The sequence below is a fragment of the Halobacillus sp. Nhm2S1 genome (assembly GCF_019599545.1).
GTDB lineage: Bacteria > Bacillota > Bacilli > Bacillales > Halobacillaceae > Halobacillus.
On record NZ_JAIEZV010000001.1, the window covers coordinates 1 to 13,036 of the forward strand.

The 13,036-nt window shown below is 39.9% G+C and carries 10 protein-coding genes, 1 tRNA gene and 2 rRNA genes; 9 read left to right on the forward strand and 4 right to left on the reverse strand.

Annotated features, from left to right (window positions below; translation table 11 throughout):
• The 4 genes from K2225_RS00005 to K2225_RS00020 all read left to right on the forward strand — a co-directional run.
• A 23S ribosomal RNA gene (locus K2225_RS00005) occupies window positions 1–111 on the forward strand; the annotation flags it as partial.
• A 134-nt stretch (window positions 112–245) separates the two neighbouring features.
• Window positions 246–322 (forward strand) — tRNA-Met (locus tag K2225_RS00010).
• A 77-nt stretch (window positions 323–399) separates the two neighbouring features.
• A 5S ribosomal RNA gene (gene rrf / locus K2225_RS00015) occupies window positions 400–513 on the forward strand.
• 656 nt (window positions 514–1,169) lie between these two features.
• Window positions 1,170–2,237: a PQQ-dependent sugar dehydrogenase gene (locus K2225_RS00020; protein WP_255574052.1), complete on the forward strand. Its 1,068-nt coding sequence runs from the start codon at window positions 1,170–1,172 to the stop codon at window positions 2,235–2,237.
• 553 nt (window positions 2,238–2,790) lie between these two features.
• Here K2225_RS00020 and K2225_RS00025 read toward each other — a convergent pair.
• The 3 genes from K2225_RS00025 to K2225_RS00035 all read right to left on the reverse strand — a co-directional run bounded on the left by K2225_RS00025 (window position 2,791) and on the right by K2225_RS00035 (window position 4,145).
• Window positions 2,791–2,940, reverse strand: a complete 150-nt coding sequence (locus K2225_RS00025; protein WP_220582946.1) for an aspartyl-phosphate phosphatase Spo0E family protein — start codon at window positions 2,938–2,940, stop codon at window positions 2,791–2,793.
• Window positions 2,941–3,133: 193 nt separating this feature from the next.
• The gene (locus K2225_RS00030; RefSeq protein ID WP_220582947.1) at window positions 3,134–3,502 is read right to left on the reverse strand and encodes a response regulator; all 369 of its coding nucleotides are present in this window, start codon (window positions 3,500–3,502) and stop codon (window positions 3,134–3,136) included.
• Window positions 3,503–3,788: 286 nt separating this feature from the next.
• Entirely contained in the window at window positions 3,789–4,145 is a 357-nt protein-coding gene (locus K2225_RS00035; RefSeq protein ID WP_220582948.1) for a response regulator transcription factor, read from the reverse strand.
• 297 nt (window positions 4,146–4,442) lie between these two features.
• Here K2225_RS00035 and K2225_RS00040 point away from each other — a divergent pair, with 297 nt between their 5' ends.
• The 5 genes from K2225_RS00040 to K2225_RS00060 all read left to right on the forward strand — a co-directional run bounded on the left by K2225_RS00040 (window position 4,443) and on the right by K2225_RS00060 (window position 10,140).
• The gene (locus K2225_RS00040; RefSeq protein ID WP_220582949.1) at window positions 4,443–4,940 is read left to right on the forward strand and encodes a hypothetical protein; all 498 of its coding nucleotides are present in this window, start codon (window positions 4,443–4,445) and stop codon (window positions 4,938–4,940) included.
• Between the two features lie 297 nt (window positions 4,941–5,237).
• Complete coding sequence (locus K2225_RS00045) at window positions 5,238–5,489, forward strand: hypothetical protein (RefSeq protein ID WP_220582950.1); 252 nt, start codon at window positions 5,238–5,240, stop codon at window positions 5,487–5,489.
• Window positions 5,490–6,053: 564 nt separating this feature from the next.
• The gene (locus K2225_RS00050) at window positions 6,054–7,181 is read left to right on the forward strand and encodes an ATP-grasp domain-containing protein (protein WP_220582951.1); all 1,128 of its coding nucleotides are present in this window, start codon (window positions 6,054–6,056) and stop codon (window positions 7,179–7,181) included.
• Complete coding sequence (locus K2225_RS00055; protein WP_220582952.1) at window positions 7,178–8,881, forward strand: methyl-accepting chemotaxis protein; 1,704 nt, start codon at window positions 7,178–7,180, stop codon at window positions 8,879–8,881. Before K2225_RS00050 ends, K2225_RS00055 begins: the two co-directional genes overlap by 4 nt.
• A gap of 296 nt (window positions 8,882–9,177) precedes the next feature.
• The gene (locus K2225_RS00060; protein ID WP_370632667.1) at window positions 9,178–10,140 is read left to right on the forward strand and encodes an Ltp family lipoprotein; all 963 of its coding nucleotides are present in this window, start codon (window positions 9,178–9,180) and stop codon (window positions 10,138–10,140) included.
• A 98-nt stretch (window positions 10,141–10,238) separates the two neighbouring features.
• Here K2225_RS00060 and K2225_RS00065 read toward each other — a convergent pair whose 3' ends face one another.
• The gene (locus K2225_RS00065; protein WP_220582953.1) at window positions 10,239–12,767 is read right to left on the reverse strand and encodes a PIG-L family deacetylase; all 2,529 of its coding nucleotides are present in this window, start codon (window positions 12,765–12,767) and stop codon (window positions 10,239–10,241) included.
• Between the last annotated feature and the right edge of the window lie 269 nt (window positions 12,768–13,036).

Here is a 13,036-nt window from a genome sequence, read left to right on the forward strand (position 1 = left end):
TTACCTATAAGGTAATAAGATCCCTCAGAGACGATGAGGTTGATAGGTCCGAGGTGGAAGCGTGGTGACACGTGGAGCTGACGGATACTAATGGATCGATGACTTATCTATCTGATTATAATCATTCGTGAAGAACGTTGCTTTTCATAAAAGATGTTTCCTTATCCAGTTTTGAGGGTTCACCTGAACTTATGGGAATAAAAAAATTTTCATATTATGGGAGCAAATAAAGTTTCCCACATTATCGCGGGGTAGAGCAGTCTGGCAGCTCGTCGGGCTCATAACCCGGAGGTCACAGGTTCAAATCCTGTCCCCGCAACCAATTATTTTCTATAAACCTCCATAATAAGTGAAAACAGTGATACTAGTTTTGTGGGTTTACTTCAAACTTTATATTGATGTGGTGGTGAAGGCGAAGAGGTCACACCTGTTCCCATGCCGAACACAGCAGTTAAGCTCTTCAGCGCCGATGGTAGTCGGGTTTACCCCCGTGAGAGTAGGACGCCGCCACATTATCCATTAGCCCTTCAGGATTCATCTCCTGAAGGGTTTATTGTATTCTCATTTTGGTGTAGAGGGAGAGCCAGCAAAAAGTGCTTGCCCCCCAAAAAGTGTTAACGTGATGGGAGTCAGGCACCTTTAATAAAGGCTGAATTTCATCTTCGGCAGCCTTGAGTTTAGTCGGAAAGAGAAGCTACATATTTAGCATTCCATAAATAATTAACAAAGAGGAAGTGTCTCCTTTGAGGCGCTTCTTTTTTTATAGATACGGGATCTCTTATAGAAGAGTCCGATTGAAAAGGTAGTATGGTCTGTATTCATTTGAATGACGTTATCGAAGAATCTCTGACATTATTACTCTCTGTCTTCTCATGTATAATGGGAAGTAACTAAATTAAGAAAATAAATGTGATTCGTATGAAAGAGGAAATGACTTTGCTAAGGGATCGTTTGAACTATTTGAGCTGAGATAATTTCCCGGTTAGGATGCTTAAAGAATTGAAGCGCGGTGACGGTTCATGCGCTTCAATTCTTGATTTATGAACACATAAAATATAGCATTTTTCCAAATAGAACACACCATTCATGTAGACGGACGTGACTGAAATGAGGAAGCACATGATCAGCCCCTCACTTCAGAGGAGATAGAAGAGAGAGGAGATATAAAGTTGAAAAAACTCTTAGCGTTATCAATGACTGTCTTCTTTTTAATAACAGGTTGCTCTGATCATTCGGGCGATAATAAACAGGAAGAATCGCCACTACCTGCTGAAGGTTTGGAAGTTATTGCAGATAACCTGGAAGTTCCGTGGTCCATCGAAAAAAGGGAAGATACCTTTTATTTAACAGAAAGATCAGGGAACATTGTCAAAATAGAAGATGGGGAAGTACAAAGGCAAAGAGTAGAGCTTGAAGAAGATGTATCCACAGCTTCAGAGGCAGGATTGCTTGGTTTTGTTCTTGCCCCTGACTTTTCCGAATCGAACCTTGCCTATGCCTATTACACGTATGAAGATGGTGAAGAACAATTTAATCGTATCGTAACGCTTCGGTTGGGAGATCGTGTATGGAGAGAAGAGGATCTGCTTCTTGACCAAATCCCCAGTGGTACTTACCATCATGGAGGAAGACTTAAAATCGGCCCTGATGAAAAACTCTTTGCTACAGCTGGGGATGCTTCTGATCCTGAAATAGCACAAGACCTAGATTCATTAGGTGGAAAAATTTTAAGAATGAATACGGATGGATCGATCCCAGATGATAACCCATTTGCGGGTTCCTATGTTTATAGCCGTGGACATCGCAACCCTCAAGGGATGACTTGGTTGTCAGATGGTACGATGTATGCAAGTGAACACGGGAATAATGCAAACGATGAGATTAATTTGATTGAAGCTGGTCAAAATTACGGTTGGCCGGTTATAGAAGGCTCTGAAGAACAAGAGGGAATGGTTTCGCCTCGATTCACTTCTGGAGACAACTTCACCTGGGCACCTTCTGGAATGGACAATTTTGAAGGGAAAATGTTTGTTGCAGCATTAAGGGGTTCGGCCGTTTTAGAATTTAATCTTGAAACAGGTGAATACCGTGAAGTGATCACTGGTCTTGGAAGGATTCGCGATGTACAGATTAAGGATAAGGATCTTTATTTCATTAGTAATAATACAGATGGGCGTGGCGATCCACAGGAAAATGATGACAAGCTGTATAGAATTTCACTCTCAGATCTGGATTAACGACTGAAAAGTAACCGATTGAAATTGCTCGATATAAAGAGCAATTCAGTTACAATCGCTCTTTTACTTTTACAACGGAAGATAGACGGATGGTCGTGCTTTGATCCATGGAACAAAGGATGTGACAGAAGCAAAGACGTTCTACCATAGGTATTTTGGCTAATAGCAAATCTCTTGAATGGCTGCATTCAATCTAGCAGAGTAAGGGTCAGAGACGGAAACGAGAGGAATCCACTTTAATAAGAGGACATTTAAATTATTAGTTATGTATAAAAGAGCGCTTCACTTATGAAGCGCTCTTTCTCTAAGGCGAATGTCCAGTAGGATTTTTTCATACTAAGCTCTTTCCGAAATAAATGGAAAAGAATGAAAAAAGCGAGATTTGGAAATAATATATAAAATTACTTCTTCGGAGCTGAAAGTAGATGGCATTAAACTCTTTCCTGTCCAATGATAGCTTGCTGGGTCCGATCATTCTGTTTTTTACTTTTGCTGGTTTAGCAGGTCTTTTTTATCTTTCCTTCTTTAAAAACAAGTAATGGGAGGGGCACATCTAGAGTAAGGAGTGGAGTTGATTGAGAAGTTTATCCAACTTTTGAGATATATATAAAACTTCCTCATCGTCTGCTCCACTTAAATAGGCATCATACAATTCATGTCGAACAGATTCTATTTTTTCTTCTAACTTTGAAATATCATCCATATTTAATCCTCCGCCCATGATTTTACAACTAAAGGTTAACACATGTCTTTACAAAATCCTTTCATTTTGATTGATTTTATAGTGGCAGTTTGAAACAGGTAAAACGTCCCAGGGTATAATTCCTAATCTTGGGTTTTAGAGGAAAGACGTAAAAGCTCAAAGAATACATCTCTAACCAGTAGGGTGAAATGGGTTACTCTATCATCACTGTTTTCAGCCTGGTGATAACGGTTGGTAGGCGCTCAAAATAAGGTTTCTGTATGAAGTCATAGGCTCCATGCTTAGCAAATTTGTCAATTGTGAATGCATCTCCTAGAGAGGAACAGACAATGACCCTCACGTCAGGGTTAATCCTCTTTAATTGAATGAGGATCTGCAGTCCATTCATCTTAGGTAAGACAAAGTCTAGTATGACTAGGTGGGGGCTATGAATCTTATATTCAATAATCCCTTCCATTCCGTTCGCAGCTTCAGCGATCACTTGAATGGATTCGACTTTTAATACCTTTTTCAACCATGATCTCACCAAGGAAGAATCATCAATAATTAGTGCGTTAATCATACATTCGCCCTTACGTCTTTTCTTTTTATACCCCTTTATTGTTCACCCTTCTGTTACCTTACCCAATGAAATTATCTTAGTATAGTAAAATCGACTCGGATGCACGTGTTTTTAAGCAAAGAAAAAAGCCAGAGCAAAACTCTGGCGAAACTAAGAGAGGGACTCATCGCATTAGCTAGATGTAAGGGATGTATGTGAGAGTCACCTTCTACATTATGGGCAGGGAACGAACATTTATACATAAAAAAAGCCAGTGTATGGAAATACACTGACAAGTAAGGGTGATTTATCTATGATCTAATTTTTCTATAGCTGGAGACAATCTATGGAGAAGTGGCTTTTGAATGAAGTCGATCACTCCTATAGAGGCACACTGGTCAAGTAATTGGATGTCACTGTGTTCAGAGCATACAATCACCTGTGCTTTTGGGTGCTTACTGCGGAGTTCCTTTAGATATTTTAGACCTTGCATAACTGAGATTTGAACATCCATAAGCACTAGATCTGGTTGATAGCGATCATACAGTGAGAGGACTTCCGTGCCATTTTCAGTTTCCGCCAAAACTGTATAGGAGTGTCTCTCTAATATACTTTTCAATCTTAGTTTATCTCGAGTATTATCTATTAGTATTGCAGTTGGCATATGATCTTCCTTACGTCCATTGGTCTCCCTAACCCTAGCCTTATACCTGTGTCTATAGTCACCCCAGACTTATCATATCAGAGTTGGTTCTATGAGGATAGGTGAAAGCCGTGAGTTGCTCTTAACCTATACAATACGAGGGCAGTTGAAATCGGAACTAATGAATACAAGGCCAGGGGGATTAGGGTGGAAGAAAGATTAATGGATAGTCGATTCCCAACTGGTAATCCCTTAAATGTATGGCGTTTTATGTTAATCTATTCCGAGTAGAGAAAATGTAATTCTAGGAGGGGAAATATGATTAATACATGGAGCCTATTACAATGGGTAAACGTAGCAGCGTTAATAACCCTTATTATGCTGTTCGAAAAAATGGGGTACATGCTCTTTGATGCGTTCTTATCAAATGGCTCTTCTATCATGATGCAAATCTATTTTGCTGTAGCGATTTTGTTAACGGTCAGCTTCAATTATATTTGGATCTATTGTCAGCTAAAGAAAAGCAACATGAATATATTTCAAAATAAATTTTGGAGAAACGGAATAAAAGTATTTGGTCTCTCCCTAGTGATTCTTATATTTGCCATATTATTATTTGGATTTACTGGTGACATCTTTACCTTAGTTGAGCAACATCGTTGGATCATGTATTTGATGGCTGTCCTCTTCATTTCTATTACCTATTTTATGATGCTTTGTATCGTTTCTAAATTTGAAAACTCTCCCTTTTCCATAATTAAAATGAGTTTCTACGCGACTTCAATCATGCTTGTCATCTCCATTTTTATGATGTGACTGAACTCGACAAAAAGTAAGCCGAAAGCGTGGCTTGCTTATATGATTGAATCTAATTGGAAGTTGTTCGTGACAACAGTTTCATATAGCCCTGTTAAATTTTTCGCTAAACAATCTGAAAACGATCATAAATGGTAAGCAGATGAGGATAATAAATTCCTAGGTAATAATGGAAGGCGAATCTAGGGGGAATCACATTTAATACAATCGACTCATTTTTATAAAGAGGGTTTGTTCCCGAATGTGTTCATTGGTATAATGTTCCTCTATGTCTAAAATATTCAACGGGGTGAACGGATGAGATTTAATGCACTGCAATTCAATAATAAACGAATGGAACTTTCTGGGCAGTGTTTTCAAAGAATCGATGGTTCTTTAATCATAGAATTAAATGCAAGGATCCCCTTTGAAGAGGTAAGCAGGTTAACGTCAGAGTCCATTTCCTACTTATGGGTAGGAAGGCCTCATGGAGAAAAGTGGTACGTACATAGTGGTCCATTTCGGATGAAAGAACAATGGGGAATAATTATTCTTACACCTGAACAATAATCATTCTTCCTCTTGTAGGGAAAAAGCAATCCAGGCTTCTTTTTCAAAAGGAAATGGTTGTACCTTGTAATCATTTGGCTTTCCATTAAGAAACCAACGAACCCATCTTTCTTTAGATGGGTTCTTTTATATTTAAACAAGGAGCTCAAAACCTTCAACATCATCACCAAGTACTTCAGGTATTTCCTCCTCGTGGTGCTTTGATGTGACGAGTACTGAATTCCGCCCGTACTCGATTGCTTTTTTTCTTACCCGTAGCCTCATTCATTTTTATTCTCATAACATCTTCATTGTAAAAGATCATCACCTGTAGAACTTAACAAACCTCTCGACGATTTCTCGCTCTAAATCAGACTACATCTTTATCTAAAAAAACGTTGTTGGAAAAGGGCTTCTGAAAATGCCTGCTCTATAAAAGTGATGGTATTATTTTGTAGGTTTTTAGGTCTTTTTTACTTAAATGACTATACTTGGTCTGATTCCCTTAAAAAGGCGGTAGTACGGACGATATATAAGAAGTGCCAAATAAATTTTTGTAATATAACAATGAGGAGGCATAACTTTATGCTTATCACCGACGGAAAAATTGTATCACCAGTCCTAGTCCAAACCGCCCTATTCAATCATATTCCTATATATTACTTGAATGATCAAAGGCCCTTGAATTTGGAGGTGGGTTCGAAAGTGTTAACGACTTCTGAAGACTGTTTAGATCTTTTGGAATTTAACGATCGTCATCATCCAAATGTTAGAGCTTCAAAGTTAGTTAAAAATAAAGCTGAATTTAGAAGGATCGCGTCTTCCATTAATCCGCATTTCTTTTATCGTTTGTTGAATATAGACGAGTTAATAAAAATGGATAAGGAATCGATTCCATTTCCTGTCGTCATTAAACCAAATAAAGGATATGGAAGTGTAGGCGTTTATATAGTGAAAGAGGAAAAGGATTGGGACCAGGCCGTCCAGGATCTCTCCTGTGACATTTTATTAGCGAAGAACTTATATTCTGACACGGTCGTAGACAGCGATCAAATCATTATCGAAGAATGGATACAAGGCCAGGAGTTTGCTTTAGACTGCTATTACGATCAAGAGGGTGAACCTGTCATCCTGAATATCCTCAAAAGACGCTTTGTTGATGATCAGGATACATCAGATCGGATTTATTACACGTCCAGCGGGATTATGGAAGAAGTAAAAGACGAATCCATAGAGTATCTTCGGCGGTTGAATAAAGAATTAGGATTAAGGAATTATCCTTTCCATATAGAGGTTCGAGAGTCAGATAAAGGGATGATTCCAATTGAACTGAATCCTCTTCGTTTTGCTGGAATCGGCACCACGGATGTCAGCTACCATGCCTATGGTATAAACGCTTCTGAAAATTATTATTTAGATAGGAAACCTGATTGGGGGCCGATTATAAATCGTGAGGATCAATCTCTGTATGGATTCTTCTGTGCTGAAGTACCCAATGATATAAGTATCAATCTTGTAGAGCATATCGACCACGACTCGCTTAGAAAAGAATTTAGTGAGGTGCTTGAATACAGAATCATTGAGTCTTCTACAGATCGTACGTTTGCTGTGATATTTTTTAAAGCGGAAGATTTAGAAGAAATCGATCGACTATTACAGCTGGACTTATCCCTGTACATGAATTTGAAGACGGAAAAAGAGGCGATTAAATGAAGAAGTTCACCTCACTGAATCTTAAGAAGTCTCTAAAGTCACAACTGTTTTTGAGCTTCATTACACCGATCCTGATCTTAGGGGGATTGGTTTTTGTATTCGTGAAGCTGCTTTCTTCACATATTATTGATGACTATGTTCTTCCTCAGTTTGAACAAATTCTTCAAACAAACGGGGAGGAGTTGGTTCGTACAATTGATGCCGAAAATGTGAATGCGGTTATCGATAATCCTGATGGGAACCATTCGGCATTGATCAACTCGTTGGATGCATTCATGGAAGGGAAAGACCGTCTTGAATATGCTTATATACTGACTAAAGAAAATGAGAAGGATTACATCGTAAGCTTGAATGGGACGGAGGACCTGATGATGGAGTCTCCTTTTACTAGTGAACAAAGCCAAGCGTTCACTAATAATGAGATGGTCGTAACCTCTATATATGAAGACGAATGGGGCGTACACAAATCCATTTTTCTTCCTTTAGAGGGCACAGATGCTATTGTAGGCCTTGATATGAGTACCCAATTCGTGAACGATCTACAAAGCACCATTAACCTGTTCCTGGGTGCTTTTTTAATGGTAGCTTTATTGTTAGGCGCTTTGTTCGCTTATATCTTCGGGAATAAATTGAACAAATCGATAACATCTATACTGAAGTCGGTGAAGCGAGTAAGTGATGGGGACTTAACGGAAGAAGTTAAGGTAGATCGTGAAGACGAGATCGGCCAGCTGGCTGAATCAATAAATGAGATGACTCACAACTTACGCTCTTTAGTGACAGGTGTGCTCGGCTCTTCTAACCAAGTGACGGCTCAGAGCGAAGAATTGACGCAATCCGCAAGCGAAGTGACGGAGGGGAGTCAACAGGTCGCGTCTACGATGCAGGAAATCTCTTCAGGAGCTGAGTCGCAGGCTGACAGCGCCACAGACTTGTCGGAGATCATGAAAGACTTTGTTGGCAAAATTGATGATGCCAACCAAAACGGTAAAAATATTTCCTTGACTTCAAAAGAGATTCTTACTCTTACAGATGAAGGACAGAAAATGATGCAGCAATCCGTCGCCCAGATGAATACCATCAATAGTATCGTAAGAGAATCGGTGGATAAAGTAAGTGGGTTAGACCAACAATCCCAGGAAGTTACTAAACTTGTGCAAGTCATTGAAAACATTGCGGATCAAACCAACCTGCTTTCCCTCAATGCGGCGATTGAAGCAGCTAGAGCTGGTGAACACGGCAAAGGGTTTGCTGTCGTAGCAGATGAAGTGCGGAAGTTAGCGGAACAAGTAACAAGTTCCATCGGTGATATCACCACAATCGTTGACAATATCAAAACGGAATCAAGTGGTGTGGCCAAAGCTCTAAGTACGGGGTACAAAGAGGTGGAAGAAGGTTCCAGACAAATTGAACAAACGGGTCAAACCTTTAGTCATATTCATAACTCTGTCAGTGACATGGCCGAGAGAATACAGGATATATCCACCCACTTAATTGCGGTTGCTGACCATAGTAAAAAAATGGATACTTCTATTGAAGAAATTGCTTCCGTTTCGGAAGAGTCCGCCGCTGGTGTACAGCAGGTGGCTGCCTCGACTCAACAAAGCATCAGTTCTATGGAAGAGGTGTCCAACAGCGCGCGTCAGTTGTCAGAATTAGCTGATGAGTTAAATGAGCAAGTACGTCGGTTTAATGTTTAAGATTTATTAGTTGATTGACTTAAAATGGAGGAATTAAATTTGAGCGAATGATTAGGGCCATCAATTGAATTAGGAATAAGAGTGGGGCAGAGGGTTTGTTACAACTGCCTCACTTTTTTTTGATTTCAACAGCACTTTGTTTTTTCTGTTATGGTGGATCAAATAAAAGCGGTAGTGAAGTCAATGGTCAGGTACACCAAAAAACGGGTGAAAAGCTCAAATTAAAAAGGAAAGAATCGTATATCACTTAATATAATGGAAGGAGAGTTCAAAGACTAATTCAGAGGAGGTTGTCAGTGGAAACAATCTTAATGATTTTATTACTGACGGCTTTGGCAGGTGCGGTTGTCTTCTTTGCTTTAGCTTTTATGAAAGGCAAGGAAAAAAGACTTGGGTACTTATTGAAATCAGGCGGGTGTTTATTTGCACTTTTAGCCGTGGTTATGATTGACGGGTCGAAGGATGAAGCTTTTCAAATGTTCATGGGAATTTTATTATTAACAGCTTTCGCTGGAATGATTGCTTTTTTTATTTTAGCCTTCGTGAAAGGAAAAGGGAATAGGCTTAACAACTTTGCAAAGTCAGGTGGATGTCTGTTCGCTTTTTTAGTCATAGCATTCATTGCAGGATCAATGATTGAAGAATCTCCTGTAACGGAAGAGGTTACAGCGAACGTTTCCGCTGAAGATAAAGAGGCAGAAGAAAAAGCCAAACAGGAAGAGGAAGCTAGAGAACAGGCCCAGAAAGAGCAGGAAGGACGAGAAGCTAAAGAACAAGCGGAAAAGGAGCAGGAAGAACGGGAAGCTAAGGAAAAAGCACAAAAAGAGCAGGAAGCCAAAGAGGCTGAGGAACAGGCGAAGAAAGAAGCAGAAGAGAAAGCCAAGAAAGAAGAAGAGGAACGTAAGGCTAAAGAAGAAGCAGAACGGAAAGCAAAAGAAGAGGCAGAGCGTAAAACTAAAGAAGACAGCGTAACCGTTTCTCAAAAGCAGGCGGTTGCTATGGCTGAGCAATATCTTAATTTCACGGCATTCTCTAAATCAGGGTTGATCGATCAATTGAAGTTTGAAGGATTCAGCACAGAAGATGCCACGTATGGTGTAGAGAATATTTCGGTCGATTGGCAGGAACAGGCGGTGATCAAGGCCCAGGAATATCTTGATTTTACTGCTTTTTCAAGACAGGGTTTGATTGATCAATTGATTTTTGAAGGGTTCAGCAAAGAACATGCATCGTACGCGGTCAGTCAAGTGGGGTTGTAATCGCAAGAATGAAGCAGGCAGATAATTTCAGTAGCAATTATAAAATAACCCGCCTCCTATTTATAAAAGGAGGCGGGTTATTTGTTGGAACATACTATTTATTTGTTGTAATAAGGGTAACTGATTAGATTGGTAAAGATCCGATATCCCCCAGGGACCTGATTTTGGATTTGGCGGTACCAAACGAGGTTTGAATAGATATAGGTTCCCTCTCCGTAATCTGCCATAAGAATTCCACCTTCGAAAGGTTCCTCGCCTGGGTCTGCTACACTCACGAATGTCTCAAATTCGCTGCTCCACTCCATTGGGAAATAGAGGCCTCTTTCCTGGACCCATCCATCCCAGTCAGACTGTTGGATGGTGTTAGGGAAATTAAACAATGGAGACTCTGGTTTCAGCACTTCTACAGGCGCATCTTCGCGGGTGACTCTCCACTCAATAGATGGCTGGCCAATGACTAATTTGTAAGGAGCGGTTGTTTCCGGGTTCCAATTATCCCAAGGTTTATTATATTGAACGACAAGGTGACCGCCATTCTCTACATACTCAAGAAGGCGTTCATTATGTTGAAGAAGATCTTCTCTGGAAAGATAAGCACGAATTCCAGTCACGATGGTGTCGTATTGAGAAAGGTCGGCGCTGGATAGATCTTGTTCGCTCAGTTTAGTAATATCCATGCCTACATTCATTAACTGATCGGCGACTTCATCAAAGCCACTCTCTACATAGCCTATTTTAAGGCCTTCAGGGTATTGAAGAGGGAAAGCTATGCCTTCTACATCTGCATTGGAAAGATAATAGTTTGTGCCAATATGGTCGTAATGAATAGTTTGTACATTCGTAGTGATCTCAACATCATTCACGTGAGCTTCGGGTGTTATGTTGAACGCTCCTTCGTTTACATCTTTTGGTGGGATCAGATCGAATGTAATCATCTTTTCACTTTCACCAGCATCAAAGTGAACCGACTGGGTGACAGGTTCTGACTGCCAATTCTTCGGTAAATTCAAAGAAACATCAGTCGTTAATTCTCCTTCGGCAAATTTCTCTACCGTCACTTCTAAAGGAAGAGTATCTTCTATGTCTTTCGTATTGATCACGAGATTCTGTGGATTTGGTTTTAAAGAGACTTCAGGCAATAAGGCCACTCTTTCATCAGGTGTGTACTCATTCGTTACCGTGTTGTTTCTCGTTTGGAAGCTCACCTCTGCTGTTATACTGGCAGGATCATAAGCCTCATAATAATCTCTGGAAGTTGCTTGTACTTGATATTCAAAAGTCTTCGTTTGGCCAGATCGTAAGGTTGTGTCCTTATGATCGTCATTCACTTCCCAATCCTCGGGAATGGAGAGTGAAGCATCCAAATTACGTACTTTTTCTGCCCCGTTGTTTTTGATGGTCACGCTTACGTTTGTGGTGTCATTGTAAGTAAGTTGGGAGTCATCCACTTCGACTTCAACATCAAGTTGACCCGCGACAAAAATGGTTTGAGTTAATTGGTCTTCTTTAACTTCAAGTTTGTGTTGTAGTGTGTTTTTTAATTGTTCAGGAAGTTTGTGGTCTTTGGCCATTTGAGATTGGAGTTTTTGTAAGTGTTGATAAGCTTTTTCGGCATGAGTAAGTACTTGATTATGATTCGGGTAGGCTTCTTTAACCTTCTCTAAGTTATGTTGGAATTTCTTCAAGCTCTGTTTATACTTGTTACCTGATTTTGTAAGCTCGCTTGTGTACTCTGAAAAGTCATAAGGGATTCCCTCATATAAATGATCCTCTTTTTCAGGAATATCTCCTACGGTAGATTTAACGAGTTGAAGATCGACAGAGACTGGACCATCGCCGACATCTCGTCCCATTCCTTGAGATTCATGTAAGTAACGGGCCTTTTCTCCAAGTTGAGGATAGGTCATATCGTAATGCTCATCGTATTCTCCAATTTCTATGGAGATGGTGGTTTGTTCTTCGTTTTCTGCTGGAAGGTAAAGCTTCTTAGCCTGCCATGTGGTTAAACCATCTTGAAACTGTTCTGGGAATACTGAGGGGTCCGCAGCATCATCAAATGCTTTTTCAGTAAGCATGGTCATGGCACGGTGGTGGCCATGCTGGGAGTCTACGTTGCGGAAGGAAGGCATGAGAACATCTGGCTTGAACTCACGGATGTGATGAATTAAGCGCTCATAAGTTTCTGTTTCTCCCCATTTCTCAAGGGTTTCTTCTGGAGATTTGGAAAAACCGAAATCCTTGATATCATCCTCGAAACCTTGGTTCAGGAAGAAGATGTCGATCCCTAGAACATCGGAGGATGCTTGTAATTCATTGGTGCGGATCATACCAAGACCATTACCAAGCTCACTTCCTATTTCATTCTGGCCTCCCTGCCCTCTAGTAGATAAGAGGAAAGAGGTGTCGATTCCTTCTCCTCGTGATAAGTACGCGAGAAATTGGCTTCTTTCATCATCCGGGTGCGCGCCGGTATTCATAAAACTTGCCGTTGTCGTCAAAGGAACCACTGACTCCCATAGTTCCAATTCCGAGTCGTTTGATTCTTTGGCAGAGCTGATTGAGGGACTGGAAGTAAATCCTGAAATCATTAACAACATAACCAACAAAACATAACCAAGATTCTTCAAAAAATTCCTCCTTAAATAGATTAGTTAGTTAAGTTTGCTAACTAACTTGTTGTCATTATAATTCATTTAATCCAAATATTGGAACTACCTTTAGACCTGTTTCTCATGAGACAAAAGGATTAATTTGACAAAATATACAAAATATTATAAAAACAAGGAGAAACAAAGGAAATAAAAGGTAATGGAAGTATAGTCCTTTTATTTCCTTTTTTTAGTTACATACATGATTTTACAATTATGGAAGGCGCAAGTATAAATGAAATATAGTT

Coding starts and splice junctions, on each gene's coding strand:
- K2225_RS00025 (WP_220582946.1), bottom strand. CDS start 2,940: ATGGATGATATTTCAAAGTTAGAAGAAAAAATAGAATCTGTTCGACAT.
- K2225_RS00030 (WP_220582947.1), bottom strand. CDS start 3,502: ATGATTAACGCACTAATTATTGATGATTCTTCCTTGGTGAGATCATGG.
- K2225_RS00035 (WP_220582948.1), bottom strand. CDS start 4,145: ATGCCAACTGCAATACTAATAGATAATACTCGAGATAAACTAAGATTG.
- K2225_RS00040 (WP_220582949.1), top strand. CDS start 4,443: ATGATTAATACATGGAGCCTATTACAATGGGTAAACGTAGCAGCGTTA.
- K2225_RS00045 (WP_220582950.1), top strand. CDS start 5,238: ATGAGATTTAATGCACTGCAATTCAATAATAAACGAATGGAACTTTCT.
- K2225_RS00050 (WP_220582951.1), top strand. CDS start 6,054: ATGCTTATCACCGACGGAAAAATTGTATCACCAGTCCTAGTCCAAACC.
- K2225_RS00055 (WP_220582952.1), top strand. CDS start 7,178: ATGAAGAAGTTCACCTCACTGAATCTTAAGAAGTCTCTAAAGTCACAA.